The organism is Pseudomonas sp. 21LCFQ010, from assembly GCF_024129905.1.
Classification (GTDB): domain Bacteria; phylum Pseudomonadota; class Gammaproteobacteria; order Pseudomonadales; family Pseudomonadaceae; genus Aquipseudomonas.
On record NZ_JAMYDZ010000026.1, the window covers coordinates 54476 to 67504 of the forward strand.

Consider the following 13029-nt stretch of genomic DNA (forward strand, 5'->3'; position numbering starts at 1 on the left):
GCTAACGTGACAACAGCAACAACCAAGATTTCTGCCCTCGTGGTGATGGGCGTTTCCGGCTGCGGCAAGAGTGAGGTCGGTCAGTGCATCGCCCTGCACACCAGCGGTCAACTGATCGAAGGCGACGCCTTCCACCCCCAGGCCAACATCGACAAGATGAGTGCCGGCATTCCGCTTGATGACGAAGACCGCGCCGGCTGGCTGACCCGCCTGGGCCGGGAGCTGGCTGAGGCCGTGGGACGCGGCGAACGCCCGATTCTTGCCTGCTCGGCGCTCAAGCGCAGCTACCGCGACCGCCTGCGCCAGGCAGTCCCTGGGCTGGGCTTCGTGTTCCTGCAATTGTCGAAGGAAACCGCACGGCAACGCTGCGCCCATCGCCGTGGGCATTTCATGCCGGCCAGCCTGGTCGACAGCCAGTTCAACACCCTTGAAGTCCCTGACGATGAGCCGCGCACGCTGATCGTCGACGCCACGCAAAGCATCGAGCAGTTGGGCCGCCAGGCCGCCGACTGGTGGGACGCTTCACGTGGGGAATAAAACCATACCCGCTAAAGATAGCGCTGTCTTAGAAGAACTCCGCCCTCGGCGGCCGCTCCATACAACAATGAAAAAATGACAACTGGAGAACACTCATGTTCGGAATGACCCACGAGACCTATCTGTTGGTCGACGCCCTGGTCACCATCGTCGGCCTGATTCTGCTGATCACACAGTTCAAGGTTCACCCATTCATCGCGTTGACCGTGGCTGCCGGCTTTCTCGGCCTGACCTCGGGCATGCCGGTGGAAAAAGTAATGAAGGCATTCCAGGACGGCTTCGGTGGCGTGCTGGGCTTTGTCGGTATCATCCTTGGCCTGGGCACCATGCTCGGCAAGCTGATGGCCGACTCCGGCGGTGCCGATCAGATAGCCCAGACACTGATCCGCACCTTCGGTAAACAGAAGGTCCACTGGGCGATGATGTTCTCCGCCTTTCTGGTGGGCATCCCGCTGTTCTTCGAAATCGGCTTCGTGCTGCTGATTCCGCTGGTCTATATCGTGGCCCGGCGCACCGGCATCTCGATCATCCGGATCGGCATCCCGCTGCTGGCCGGCCTGTCGGCGGTCCATGGCCTGGTTCCGCCGCACCCGGGTCCGCTGCTGGCCATCGGCATTTTCGGCGCCGACATCGGCAAAACCATTTTCTACGGCCTGCTGATTGCCCTGCCTACCGCTGTTATTGCCGGCCCGATCTACGGCATGTGGATCTCGCGCTACATCCCCGGCAGCCCGTCGGCAGAACTGATGGCGCAAATCGGCAAGGAGTCCAGCGCGCAGAACCTGCCAGGTTTCGGTATCACTCTGGTAACCATCCTGTTGCCAGTGTTCCTGATGCTGCTCAAGACCTTTGCCGACGTGGTGCTGCCGGAGACCAACATCTTCCGTATCTGGATGGACTTCATCGGCCATCCGATCAGCGCCCTGCTCGCCGCCCTGCTGCTGGCGTTCTACACCTTCGGTGCGGCGCGCGGTTTTGACCGCAGCCAAATCATGAAAATGCTCGATCAGAGCCTGACACCGGTCGCCGCCATCGTGCTGATCGTCGGTGCCGGCGGCGGCTTCAAGCAGATGCTGGTGGCCAGCGGCGTGGGTGATGTAATCGGTCACATGGCCGTGCAGGCGCAGCTCAACCCGATTCTGCTGGCCTGGCTGGTCGCGGCGGTGATCCGCATTGCCACCGGTTCCGCCACCGTGGCAACCATTACCGGCGCGGGCATCGTGGCGCCGGTGGTCGGGCTGATCCCGGGCGTCAACCGCGAACTGCTGGTGCTGGCCACCGGCGCCGGCTCGCTGATTCTCTCCCACGTCAACGACGCCGGTTTCTGGCTGGTCAAGCAGTACTTCAATATGACCGTCAGCGAAACCTTCAAGACCTGGACCGTGATGGAGACCATTCTTTCGGTGGTCGGCCTTATCTTTATCCTGCTACTTGCTACTGTGGTATGACCCTTCCGGGTTCGCCGTAAGAAAACAGCGAACACTGCCTGCGACATTTCAACGCATTGTCTAGTACCCCCTCAGCCTGTATAGGCTGAGGGTGCTTCTTGTGCACCCAAAAAAAGCGCTGCTGTGCTTTTACGAATCAATGTCCTACAGCCTCTTTCCTACTTTCCATTTGAAATATCAGAATCTTCAGGCAAATTTTCAGGAGAACGCCTACGCTACAACTCGGTAAAGGACTACAAATCAGGATTAGCCATCCTGCAAGGCAACTAATGCGTGGTCTACGGGTCAATCAGGATCCAATCTGGTCTTTTTCAATCTTTTGCCAGTAAATACGGGCATTTGCAGGACAAAACGGGCAGAATTGGCAGGCTCGTCACCGCGCTGATGCAAATCAAGGTGACAAGAAAATGAACCGAGGGAATTAAATTCACCGCTGCAACGTCATATTGATGGACGCATTTGGATGCACTCGGCAACAATCACCACGCAAAGGCACATGCCAGCCTCTTGAGAGAGGCGTCAAAAGAGGCCATCAAGGAAAAGATTATGTTGATACTGACCCGCAAAGTAGGCGAAAGCATAAACATCGGTGACGACATCACCGTCACCATTCTTGGTGTTCAAGGGCTGCAAGTGCGCCTGGGCATCAACGCCCCCAAGAATGTCTCCGTGCATCGCGAAGAAATCTACAAGCGCATCCAGGCAGAACTGGCGCCGAACCAGAACTCCCAATAATTATTGCTGCCACCCTCGATTCGAACGGCTTTTTCACGACGCAAGAAGCTGTGCACGGCGCCCCAGGGACACCCTTGGCGGCGCCGTTTTCGTTTGTGGCCGGTGTTTGACGCAGCATGGCCGAGCGCAGGCCGTTTTCGTACAAAATCTGCAAATGCCCACTGGTCATCCAGCTGGAACATGCCATGAGCAGCGTCAGTCCATCACACATGCCTGCCCCGAAGTGAGCAGTGAGCCGGGCATTTTATCCGTCAACTCAACGGTGAATGACCATGGCAACTCCCTACGAAAATCTGGCGGGCGGTGCTGCTCGCACATCTGACTCGCCCCTGCACGATCCTCTCGATACCCTGCAAGACGACAGTTTGCGCAACTCTCCAGGCACCGACAGCCACACCCAAAGCCTGGCGCACTATGTCGAAGAGCTGGCGCAAGGCATCAGTCAGCTGGCCGATAACCTGCGTCATCAAAATGCCGATGAAGCACTGCAACAGGCTGGCAGCATGGCCCGTGATAACCCGGCGCTGTTCCTGCTTGGCAGCATGGCGCTGGGCTTCGGCCTGTCGCGAGTCCTCAAGGACCAGAGCCCGGATGAGCAGCCGCCCTTCGACCCGCTGCCAACCGGTGCGACCGACAACACGCTGTTCCCCCATGACCCGCTTGAGCCGAACGGCCAGCTTCGCGATGGCGGCGAAGGCCCGCAAGGAGCATGACGATGACTGACACCCCACAAGCACCCGGTCCTGACAACGACACCTCGATCCTTGGCCTGGTCGGCCAGTTGGTGCATGAAGTGCCGGTACTGATAAGCAAGGAAATCGCACTGGCCAAGGCCGAGTTCCGTGAATCGTTAAACACGGCCCAGGCCGGCGGTAAGGAGATTGCCGGCGGCATCATGCTGATGCTCGCAGGTCTGGTGATCCTGCTGCTGGGCGTGGTCCAGATCCTGGCCTGGTGGCTCGCGTCCTGGCTGGCAGCACTACTGGTCGGGATCGCGGCAATGGCCGGCGGCATGATGATGCTCAAGGCCGGCAACCGTCAGCTCAAACTGACCAGCCTGACCCCGGAGCGCACGGTCGAGGCGTTTAACAAAGACAAAGATGTTATCCAGAGGAAAGCATCATGAGCACAAACAACAGCACCGGCAGCCCTGAGCAGCTCCAGCGCGAAGTCGATGAACAACGCTCCAGCATCGATCAGATTGTCGAAGCGCTGGAAAAGAAAATGTCACCCGGCCAGTGGATTGACCAGACCCTCGCCTACGCCCGGGAAAACGGCGGCGAGCTTGCCGGCAATCTGGGTCAGAACATCAAGCAAAATCCCCTGCCCGCCGTGTTGCTGTCGGTCAGTATCGCCTGGCTGATGCTCGGCCAGCGCAGTACCGCAGACCGTTCGCCAGCCAGCACGGTGGGTAACGGTGTGGACAGCTTGAAAGACCAACTCCAGGCCGGCGCTTCGACCCTCAAAGACAAGGCCAGCCAGTTGGGTGACCTGAATCTGCGTCAGCAGGGGCAGCGTTTGCAGTCGGGGATGACTGATTTACTGCACCAGCAACCCCTGGCTCTGGCCGGCGTAGCAATCGCTCTGGGCGCCGCAATTGGCCAAAACCTGCCGCCCGGCGAGCGGCAATGGGCGCGCCAGATTCCTGCGTCACCGGGGCGCGGCGCGGCACTCTGAACAGCCTAGCGGCCCTGCTCGCCAGGCAGGGCCGCCGGCTCTCAGCCATGCAGTTCAAGGCGCTGGACGATCCGGTCCTTGATCAGCAGTCGATGCTCCTTGAGTTTTTTCAGTTGGTCATCGCCAATCCCGCCGGCGATGCCCTTCTCGGCATCCACGACCTGCAGGTCGGCATGCCGGTAATCGTCGAGGAGCTGCTGTAAGCGCTCATCGGCCTTGCCACGTGCCAGCACCGCTTCTTTATCCAGATTCAGGTCCGCGAATAAATCGTGTTTGACTGGCATGAACAGGCCTCCTCGGTAGAAAACTGAAAGCCTAATAGTAGCCAATCGCTGGAAAAAGCCTGCACAACCCGATCAGGTCCGCACCTGAAACAGCCTGCAGCCTCTCAGACTTTCCCGGACAGCCCCGGTAATAGCAGGTGCATGCGCTCATCGAGGGTCTGCACCAACGACGGTCGTGCCGGCTCCGGCTTGCGGGCCAGGCGCTGCACACGTGCCAGCACCGCTTCGAGCACGGCGCTGCTGGCGGTGTTGTGGAATTGCCAGACACCGTAGATACGCCCTTCAAACGCCTGCTCGCTGCCCAGTTGCGGGTCTGGCGCCAGACCGGCACCGATGCCGAACAGATAGATGCCGTCCAGCCGTCGTCCGTCCTGATCCTGTGGGCAGCCTTGAGCGTTGGCGTCCAGCCCGCCATTGGCCTGACGCAATTGAATCGAGGTGTCGTCGGCATGATACAGCTGCGGCAATACCGGCTGATAACCGGTGCACTGGATCACCGCACCAGACTCGCCCAGTGCCTGAGCCGCCAGCTCCAGATCAGCCGGTGCACCACCTTGCAACTGGGCACGCCGGACGGTCACCCCGGTTTTGCCGACCCGGCCGTTGTGCAGCACCTCACGACCGATTTGCTGGGCCCGATAACGTAACCCGCCGGAGCGATTGATACGCCCCGAGACCGGGCAGACATCACGTTGCGCATCGAAGTCATAACCTTGCGCGCGGGCCTGTTCGGCGCATTCATAGAACAACCGCACAGGGTTGCGGTGAATCAGGGTCAGTTCCTGCAGACCGGCGAACTCCAGCGCATCGGCAAGGTTTTCCAGAACCGAAAACGCACTGTGCGAACCGCCGATCACACTGATGCGTCGCCCGGCAGCCAGCACCGGCACCAACCGCTCGCGAATCTGCACCGCGTTCATGCGCAACAGCACATCTGACCCCAGCACGTCGGCTGCCGCAGGCAGGCTCAAGCCATGCGCAGCCAGGCCCGCACACAGATGCTGCGGCGTTTGCCGGCCGCCCAGATTGAGCACCAGTGCACGGCAGCGGATACGCCGTTCAAAACCGGCGGTTTCAACCAGCAGGTGGACCTCGCCAGGCTGCCAGGTGACGGCGGTAATAGCGGTGCTGTGCCATATCCTGACCCCGAAGTGCTTGACGATATGCTCAAGCACCAGCCGGTGGGCCTCGGCCATCAGTTCGCCGACCTCAGCCAACGGCGGCGCGCTGTCAGCCTGACGGCGGATCCGCCAATAGGCCGGCGAGTATTCCAGTGGCTCGAAAATGCTCGCCAGGCGGGGATCGCGCAGGCAATCAATGAAAACATCGCCGACCGAATTGGCGGTAATCCGGTACTGCCCCAGGCTGCCGACACCGGGGCGGTCACTGGCGTCGACGACAATCAGACCGTCGCGACACAACTGTGGCAGCACTCCGGTCTTCAACGCATTGAATAAAAAGCCCATGCCCGCCAACCCGGCGCCGCCCACGACGCAGGCACACTCAGTGTCTAAATGATCTTCGAACATAATGGCTTCCTTGTCTGACCTGTTACAAGTTGTCTGCATACAGGTCGGTGGAGAAATTAAAGACAGACGCCATCCCGCCACAACGGCCTGACCGGACCGGGAGATAGTTGCGGACTTTCCGATATGAAACCCGATTCAAACAAATACGCCGACCACGCTACCGCCGACCTGTTGAATGCAGGGCAATAAAAACACCGAGAGGGAGAGAAGCAAGCAGCCGCCAGTTAAATGGCGAGCTGGGCGAATAATTTCAAACAACTCAAAAAGAGTCAAATAAACCGCAGCAGTTGCAAGATTGAATCAGCCAGGATCCACTGATTACTGGCTGGAGCAAAACGTAAGATCGGGTCCATTGGGCGCTGTTCAGGACCAGACCACGAAAAAAGGTTGATAAGTAGTATTTACTAATCACCCGGCAAGCACGGCGCAGAGAACCGACGCCGTAAACCTGACGGTCGACGCACACAGGCGTCGACCGAAGCACAGCCGTAACGGTTACTCAGGCCATGCGCGAGTAGAGTTGGGGCTGGGCGACACTGTGCAATTCGTCGCGCAGTTCAGCCACCAGGTTGCTGATCTCACGACTGGTATTCAACCGGCCCAGGGAAATGCCGGTGACGAACAGATTGACCTGGCCGGTACTGGGTTCAGTGATCTGTACGGTCATCGACTGATCCTGCGCAATGGTGCAGGTGCAGTTCAAAGGCAGAAAAGCGCCTTCCACGATACTTCTCAGCTCAAGAGTAGACAGTCCACAAGCGATCATTAGCCATCTCCTTATTTGCAAGCACAACAGGTTTAACCCTGCACACTTACGCTTATTGTCCAATCAAAAGTTATAATCAGAAAATATTCTGATCTTAAGGATTACCGCCAAACCAGCGGCGATCTTCAGCCCTTATACGCGCCGCCCGAAAGTGGAGCAATCAACATCCGACTAACGAGCCAGCATTATGCTACTTATCCGACAATGGGTCATTGAAAAATCGTTTCACCGATTTTATTGAACAACGGTTCGAATACACCTTGTTAAACAATGAACCTGAGTTGTTAAAAACGATCAGGCAGGCGGCCTTTAAGACCGCCATCCAACACACTGCCTCATCACTCCGGCCGCAACAACCTTAAATGAATCAACGCCACCGAAACGCCCTGCTTGTCGCGGCGCTCTTCAATTGCAAAGGGGCGCAGCCCCAGACGGGAGTAAAACAGCAGGCCGGTGACGTTGTGGTTGAAGCACGAAGCGGTCATTTCCTTGGCCTCGTGTTTATCGAAGGCAATTTCAGCCATGCAGCCGATCAGATAACGGCCCACGCCTTTACTGCGTGAGCGGGCAGCGATGATGACATTGCCCAACGTGCAGCGACCGCGAAAATCACAGCGCACAAAGTTGGCGTAGCCCACCACTTCACCGTTGTTCTCGATCACCGTCGGGTCTGAACGCTGCTCAAGCGATTCATGCAACTGCGCCGCAGTCAGCGGCCAGCTCGCCCGGGGGAACATGTAGAACAGTTCGTCGGCATTCTGTGGCAAGGCGCAGACGGCGGCGACGTCTTTCTCTTCCAGAGCACGGTAAAGCAGCATGGGCAATAACCTCTTGAAGAAGCTGAAGAAGCTGCACCATAGCGCATTGTGCCAACGGTCGGGTGCGCAGTTGCATTGTGCCTTATCACTGAGCAGCTTTATGGCTGCTCGAAATCACTGCCCGCGCAGCATGCGCCGAACGCTCAACCGGCCAGAGTGAGCGTGCCAGGCCTTTCACAAACCCGTCGGGTGGCAATCAGCAAAACCCGCGTGCGGGCCGCTTTCGCTCTGCCTGCGCACCTGTCAGTACAGCACCCTCTGGCCACCTGCGTGCATCTGTCTGTCGGCTAACCGGTCGATAACAAGACCGGGAGGTGCCACCTGCACCGCCCATTGATTGCCGGGCAGCGGGGCGTACCGGGCAATGAGCAATATTCTGTAACCGATCTTTCCTGCACTATCGTGCAATGCCACCCTATAAACGGCATCTATGTCATTTCGGTTACTGGATTCAACATGCCTTCAGACCTGCCTGCCCGTCGCGGATTTCGTCGCCTGACCTGGGTGTTGATGATCCTGCTCATCATCGGCCTGCCCGTAGGTTGCACCCTGCTCGAACGCAAAGAGCGCGAACTGGTGTTTCGTATCGAACCGGGCACCGCCAGTTGGTACGGCGGCCTGCCAGCCGGGGTTCAGGAACTGGAGCTCAAGGCCCCCGACTTCGGTCCGGCACAGAACATTCACGCCTGGTGGTGGCCCGCGCCGCGCAAGGATGCCCCGGCCGTGCTTTACCTGCATGGCTCGCGCTGGAACCTGACCGGTCAGTTGTTCCGTATCGAGCAACTGCGCGCCTTGGGCTTCTCGGTATTGGCCATCGACTACCGCGGTTTCGGCCAGAGCAAAGGCGAGCTGCCATCGGAAAAAAGCGTATATGAAGACGCACGCATTGCCTGGCAGCGGCTCAAACTGCTGCAACCGGACCCTGACCGCCGCCTGATCTACGGCCACTCGCTCGGTGGCGCGGTGGCCGTGGACCTGGCCGCAGAACTGGGCCAGGAAGATCTGCCACAAGCTCGGGCACTGGTCATCGAGTCGACCTTCACCAACCTTGCCGACGTCGCTACCGCCATCGCCAGCAGCTATACCTCACTGCCGGTGCGCTGGCTGCTGTCGCAGAAGTTCGACTCGCAAGACAAGATCGCTGACATCCATATGCCGGTGCTGATCGTCCACGGCACGGACGACCGCTACGTGCCGCCGCGCTTCAGTGAGCAACTCTATGCCGCCGCCGTAGAGCCGAAAAAACTCCTGCTGGTGCCCGGCGGCACCCACAACAACAGCATGCGCCTGGGCCGTCAGGCCTACAGCGAAGCCCTCCAGGCGCTGCTGCGCACCCCGACACCACGGACCCAGGCCACCCAGCCGGCCAGCCGCCCTGGGCAGGCCGGTTAACTCAGCGGGTCGGCCCAGCGTCCTGGTCCTGGAAAATCGCCTCGATGGGCAGGCCAAACACCCGCGATATCTGGAACGCCAGGGGCAGGCTCGGGTCGTAGCGGCCATTCTCGATGGCATTGACGGTCTGCCGTGATACGCCCAGGCGGCTGGCCAGATCCTCCTGAGACCAGCGCCGCTCGGCGCGCAGCACCTTGAGCCGATTGTTCATCGGTAGCGCCGCGAAGCGATCAACAGGCCCAGCATCCACATCGCCGCCATCAGTGGCCAGACCACAAACAGTGACAGCTTTGGCAGGCCGACGTTTTCCAGAAAACCGTAGCTGAAGGTCAGCAATGCGCTGGCCGCAAAAGCAAAACCCAGTGCCTCGAACTGAATGCGCAGTTGCAGCTCATCCATCCGCCGCAGTTGCCGGACCACTGCCCAACACACCAGCAGGCAAGGCAATACCGGTGCGACGCTGATGGCGATGCGGGTCGCAGCGCCCAGGCCATCGACGGTCAACATCAGCAAAGAAATCAGCAAAACCAGCACATAGCAGCCCATGGCCAGGCCAAACTCGCGCAAGTAGGGACTCATGAAAAACCTCGTCAATGCAAAGCAAGCTTTACACCCTGCCTCAGAGACTGCCAGATGTAAAGCTTACTTTCCATTACGAACGCTACCGAGACTTACCCCTCGCGCTCCAGCATGTCGAAAATACGCGCCGCGAAGGCCTCCATGGTGAAGGGTTTGGTCATGATCCACATGCCGGGGTCGAGGTGGCCATTGCCGATAATGGCGTTTTCCGCATAACCGGTGATGAACAGCACGCTTAGCTGCGGGCGCAGCGAGCGTGCCGCATCGGCCAACTGCCGGCCATTCATGCCGCCCGGCAAGCCGACATCGGTCACCAGCAGATCGACCCGGATATCACTTTCCAGTAACCGCAATGCGCTGGCGCCTTCCGGCGCCTCGATCACCGCGTAGCCGCGGTCTTCGAGCACTTCGCTGACCAGCATGCGAATGGTCGGTTCATCGTCAACGATCATCACCGTGCGCAGCGACGGTGCCTGAGCGACCTCACCGGCCTGCTCGTCAGGCTCATCCGCCACCTCATCCTGATAGTGACGCGGCAGGTACAGGCACATGGTCGTGCCCTGACCGGGCTCGGAATAAATCCGCACCTGGCCGCCCGACTGGCGGACAAAGCCATAGACCATCGACAGCCCCAGCCCGGTGCCCTGCCCCAGCGGCTTGGTGGTGAAAAACGGATCGAAGGCCCGCGAGATGATCTCTGGAGTCATGCCGGTCCCGGTGTCGGTCACGCATAACGACAGGTACTGCCCAGGCGACAGGTCACGAACCCTCGATTCGCGCTCATCGATCCACTTATTGGCCGTCTCAATGGTAATCCGGCCGCCGTTCGGCATCGCATCCCGGGCGTTGAGACACAGATTGAGCAAGGCATTTTCCAGCTGCGGTGCATCGATGAACGTCGACCACAGGCCGATGGCGGTCACCACTTCCACGGCAATGTGCGGCCCGACCGAACGCCGCACCAGTTCTTCCATGCCGCTGACCAGACGATTGACGTCCACCGCTTTGGGGTCCAGCGTCTGGCGCCTGGAAAAAGCCAGTAAACGGTGAGTCAGCGACGCCGCACGGCGAGCTGCGTCCTGGGCAGTGGCCGCATAGCGATCAATATCGTTATAGCGCCCCTGGGTCAGGCGCGTACGCAACAGTTCCAGTGCGCCGTTGATACCGGTCAGCAGGTTGTTGAAGTCATGCGCGATGCCGCCGGTCAACTGACCGACCGCTTCCATTTTCTGTGACTGGCGCAGCGCTGCCTCGGCCTGCTTCAGGCGCTCCTGCTCGCGCAGTCGCTCGCTGATGTCATAAGCAAACAGGTAGGCGCCCACCGGCTGGCCGTCAGCGTCGCGCAAGGAGCTGTAGCGAATTTCATAGTGACGGTGTTGTTCACCGAAGTGGGTGATCTCAATGAATTCCTCGCCCGCCAGCACCCGGCCCCAGAGCTTGCGCACCTTTTCGCGCACCTCAGGCTGGCCCTGCAGCGCGTCAAGAATACTCTCGCCAACCTGGGGTTTGACGCCGAACAGCCGCTCGAACTCCCAGACCGCCACCGCGTTGATTGCCAGCCAGCGATAGTTCCGATCAATCACATGGATGCGCGCGTCAGTGCCATTGACCACATCGGCCAGCACATTGCGCTCGGCCACCGCATCACGCACGCGGCTTTCCAGGGTCTCGTTCAACTGCTGCAGGGCCAGCTCGGCACGTCTGCGGGCGGTGATGTCCTGAAATAGCACGGCAACCTGCCGGCAACTGGCCGGTTCGATACGAAACGCCGCCAATGCCAGGTAGCGCCCGGTGGCGACCAGTTCGCGCTCGAAGCGGATCGGCTCGCCGGTGCGCAGCACTTCACCGTACAACTGCACCCAGCCATCGGCTTCGGCACCGACCATCTCGCGCACTTTCTGGCCGACCACATTGCTGATCCCGGCGTGAAAGGCGTAGGCCGCGTTGGCCTCAATGTGGATGTAGTCGCTGAGCGGGCCGTGCGGGCCGTCGAAGAACTCGATGATGCAAAAGCCCTCGTCCATCGAGTCGAACAGAAAGCGATAGCGCTCTCGGGACTGGGCCAGGGCGCTTTGCGCTTGCTGCTCAAGGATCGCCATCTGCTGGCGCAGACGGGCATTTTCGTCTTCGAGGCTCTGCAGCCGGTTGCGCAGGCTCTGGATTGGGTGGTCGGTCAAGGCGTGAAGTCCCGATGTAAGGTGCCGCTCTGGCAACAGGCAGGACGACAGCAGCACGCTACGAGAAAAAGCGTGCGCTGGCAAAGACAATCCACTCGTTTGCAAGGCGTTGATGCGCAGCCAATACCGAATCAGAGCGTTTCAACAACACTGTTGGCTCAGCGCAAGCCGCCAAAGCGCTGCCAGAAGTTTTCTCCCACATCCGGCAGCGGACCGTCGGCGGTTTCCAGTACCCCGGCCAGCCACTCTTCGGCCTTGCCGCAGACCAGCCGGTAGATATTGCGGCACAACTGACGCGCCGCGCGGCCTTCCCAGTCGCCGGGCAGCAACTGGTCGGGCAACTGCGGGTCGCGCAGCAGCAGGCGACGGTATTCATGGACCAACAGGGTCCGGGCCAGGAAGCAGTCTGCGCCGCTGAGGTTGTCTTGCTCGCGCAGCGCCTGCCACAACGGCCGGAACAACTGGATGAACTCACTGTAATGCCGGCCCAGCTCGTCAATATTCCAGCTCTCGCGCACCTGCATGCGCAGCGCTCTGGACGCCAGCACATCCTGTGCCTTGGTCTCGAACACGATGCTGTCGTCCAGTGCATCGAGCGCTTGCAGGCTGGCATTGAGCTCCGCCTTGTCACAGCGCGGGCTGGCCAGCACCGTCGCAGAGATAGCGGCAAAGCCCTGCCATTCCAGCTCTTCACGCACCTGTTTGCGTTTATCGGCGCTCAATTGCGACAGCATCACCAGGCACCAGGCACCGTCCCAGGCCGGGACGCTGGCGCTGTACACCCGTTTGAAGGCTTGCTCGAAGCGCCGCCGCCCGGTGCCGGTGAGGCTGTAATAGCTGCGGCGCCCGACTTTCTCGGCGCTCAGCCAGCCCTCTTTGCTCAGGCGAAAGATCGAGGTGCGGATCAGCCGCTCATTGATCCCCACCGGCTCCAGCAACTGGATCAGGCTGCCCAGCCAGACCGTGCCGCCATGAGGTTCGATGGCATCGCCGTACAGGGTGATGATCAACGAACTGGCGCGGATCGGGGTGCGCTCCTGGAAGCGCTGGATAAGGTGATTCAGCGGGGCAAGGGACGACATGGGCT

Annotated in this window: 15 protein-coding genes; 7 read left to right on the forward strand and 8 right to left on the reverse strand. The window is 60.0% G+C overall.

Going from position 1 to position 13029, the window contains the following annotated elements; genetic code table 11:
- Positions 1-45 precede the first annotated feature (45 nt).
- The 6 genes from NJC38_RS23545 (at position 46) to NJC38_RS23570 (ending at position 4397) form a co-directional block, all read left to right on the forward strand.
- Complete coding sequence (locus NJC38_RS23545) at positions 46-537, forward strand: gluconokinase (RefSeq protein ID WP_253117342.1); 492 nt, start codon at positions 46-48, stop codon at positions 535-537.
- A gap of 95 nt (positions 538-632) precedes the next feature.
- On the forward strand, positions 633-1985 hold the full coding sequence (locus tag NJC38_RS23550) for a GntP family permease (RefSeq protein ID WP_253117312.1): 1353 nt from the start codon (positions 633-635) through the stop codon (positions 1983-1985).
- A gap of 546 nt (positions 1986-2531) precedes the next feature.
- Positions 2532-2720, forward strand: coding sequence for a carbon storage regulator CsrA (csrA, locus tag NJC38_RS23555; protein WP_045489705.1), 189 nt, complete (start codon positions 2532-2534; stop codon positions 2718-2720).
- A 272-nt stretch (positions 2721-2992) separates the two neighbouring features.
- Complete coding sequence (locus NJC38_RS23560) at positions 2993-3433, forward strand: hypothetical protein (protein ID WP_253117313.1); 441 nt, start codon at positions 2993-2995, stop codon at positions 3431-3433.
- Between the two features lie 2 nt (positions 3434-3435).
- On the forward strand, positions 3436-3846 hold the full coding sequence (locus NJC38_RS23565; RefSeq protein ID WP_253117314.1) for a phage holin family protein: 411 nt from the start codon (positions 3436-3438) through the stop codon (positions 3844-3846).
- Positions 3843-4397 carry a DUF3618 domain-containing protein gene (locus tag NJC38_RS23570; protein ID WP_253117315.1) on the forward strand — a complete coding sequence of 185 codons (555 nt, stop codon included), beginning with the start codon at positions 3843-3845 and terminating at the stop codon, positions 4395-4397. Before NJC38_RS23565 ends, NJC38_RS23570 begins: the two co-directional genes overlap by 4 nt.
- 41 nt (positions 4398-4438) lie before the next feature.
- On the opposite strand, the gene NJC38_RS23575 is transcribed toward NJC38_RS23570, so the two are convergent.
- From NJC38_RS23575 to NJC38_RS23590, 4 genes are all read right to left on the reverse strand, one after another.
- Entirely contained in the window at positions 4439-4681 is a 243-nt protein-coding gene (locus tag NJC38_RS23575; RefSeq protein ID WP_045489700.1) for a DUF465 domain-containing protein, read from the reverse strand.
- 104 nt (positions 4682-4785) lie between these two features.
- Positions 4786-6210, reverse strand: coding sequence for a pyridine nucleotide-disulfide oxidoreductase (locus NJC38_RS23580; RefSeq protein ID WP_253117316.1), 1425 nt, complete (start codon positions 6208-6210; stop codon positions 4786-4788).
- A 499-nt stretch (positions 6211-6709) separates the two neighbouring features.
- Positions 6710-6976 carry a DUF1652 domain-containing protein gene (locus tag NJC38_RS23585; RefSeq protein WP_045489696.1) on the reverse strand — a complete coding sequence of 89 codons (267 nt, stop codon included), beginning with the start codon at positions 6974-6976 and terminating at the stop codon, positions 6710-6712.
- A 338-nt stretch (positions 6977-7314) separates the two neighbouring features.
- Positions 7315-7794 (reverse strand): GNAT family N-acetyltransferase, encoded by a 480-nt coding sequence (locus NJC38_RS23590; RefSeq protein WP_253117317.1) that lies wholly within the window; start codon positions 7792-7794, stop codon positions 7315-7317.
- Between the two features lie 456 nt (positions 7795-8250).
- Here NJC38_RS23590 and NJC38_RS23595 point away from each other — a divergent pair, with 456 nt between their 5' ends.
- Positions 8251-9186: an alpha/beta hydrolase gene (locus tag NJC38_RS23595; RefSeq protein ID WP_253117318.1), complete on the forward strand. Its 936-nt coding sequence runs from the start codon at positions 8251-8253 to the stop codon at positions 9184-9186.
- A gap of 1 nt (position 9187) precedes the next feature.
- Here the strand turns inward: NJC38_RS23595 and NJC38_RS23600 are convergent, their stop codons facing one another.
- From NJC38_RS23600 to paaX, 4 genes are all read right to left on the reverse strand, one after another.
- Positions 9188-9397, reverse strand: a complete 210-nt coding sequence (locus tag NJC38_RS23600; RefSeq protein WP_253117319.1) for a helix-turn-helix transcriptional regulator — start codon at positions 9395-9397, stop codon at positions 9188-9190.
- Positions 9394-9765, reverse strand: coding sequence for a hypothetical protein (locus NJC38_RS23605; protein ID WP_253117320.1), 372 nt, complete (start codon positions 9763-9765; stop codon positions 9394-9396). Before NJC38_RS23605 ends, NJC38_RS23600 begins: the two co-directional genes overlap by 4 nt.
- A 92-nt stretch (positions 9766-9857) precedes the next feature.
- Positions 9858-11942 carry a PAS domain-containing protein gene (locus NJC38_RS23610; RefSeq protein WP_253117321.1) on the reverse strand — a complete coding sequence of 695 codons (2085 nt, stop codon included), beginning with the start codon at positions 11940-11942 and terminating at the stop codon, positions 9858-9860.
- 158 nt (positions 11943-12100) lie between these two features.
- The gene (gene paaX / locus NJC38_RS23615; RefSeq protein ID WP_253117322.1) at positions 12101-13024 is read right to left on the reverse strand and encodes a phenylacetic acid degradation operon negative regulatory protein PaaX; all 924 of its coding nucleotides are present in this window, start codon (positions 13022-13024) and stop codon (positions 12101-12103) included.
- Positions 13025-13029: the final 5 nt, after the last annotated feature.

Coding starts and splice junctions, on each gene's coding strand:
- NJC38_RS23545 (WP_253117342.1), top strand. CDS start 46: ATGGGCGTTTCCGGCTGCGGCAAGAGTGAGGTCGGTCAGTGCATCGCC.
- NJC38_RS23550 (WP_253117312.1), top strand. CDS start 633: ATGTTCGGAATGACCCACGAGACCTATCTGTTGGTCGACGCCCTGGTC.
- csrA (WP_045489705.1), top strand. CDS start 2,532: ATGTTGATACTGACCCGCAAAGTAGGCGAAAGCATAAACATCGGTGAC.
- NJC38_RS23560 (WP_253117313.1), top strand. CDS start 2,993: ATGGCAACTCCCTACGAAAATCTGGCGGGCGGTGCTGCTCGCACATCT.
- NJC38_RS23565 (WP_253117314.1), top strand. CDS start 3,436: ATGACTGACACCCCACAAGCACCCGGTCCTGACAACGACACCTCGATC.
- NJC38_RS23570 (WP_253117315.1), top strand. CDS start 3,843: ATGAGCACAAACAACAGCACCGGCAGCCCTGAGCAGCTCCAGCGCGAA.
- NJC38_RS23575 (WP_045489700.1), bottom strand. CDS start 4,681: ATGCCAGTCAAACACGATTTATTCGCGGACCTGAATCTGGATAAAGAA.
- NJC38_RS23580 (WP_253117316.1), bottom strand. CDS start 6,210: ATGTTCGAAGATCATTTAGACACTGAGTGTGCCTGCGTCGTGGGCGGC.
- NJC38_RS23585 (WP_045489696.1), bottom strand. CDS start 6,976: ATGATCGCTTGTGGACTGTCTACTCTTGAGCTGAGAAGTATCGTGGAA.
- NJC38_RS23590 (WP_253117317.1), bottom strand. CDS start 7,794: ATGCTGCTTTACCGTGCTCTGGAAGAGAAAGACGTCGCCGCCGTCTGC.
- NJC38_RS23595 (WP_253117318.1), top strand. CDS start 8,251: ATGCCTTCAGACCTGCCTGCCCGTCGCGGATTTCGTCGCCTGACCTGG.
- NJC38_RS23600 (WP_253117319.1), bottom strand. CDS start 9,397: ATGAACAATCGGCTCAAGGTGCTGCGCGCCGAGCGGCGCTGGTCTCAG.
- NJC38_RS23605 (WP_253117320.1), bottom strand. CDS start 9,765: ATGAGTCCCTACTTGCGCGAGTTTGGCCTGGCCATGGGCTGCTATGTG.
- paaX (WP_253117322.1), bottom strand. CDS start 13,024: ATGTCGTCCCTTGCCCCGCTGAATCACCTTATCCAGCGCTTCCAGGAG.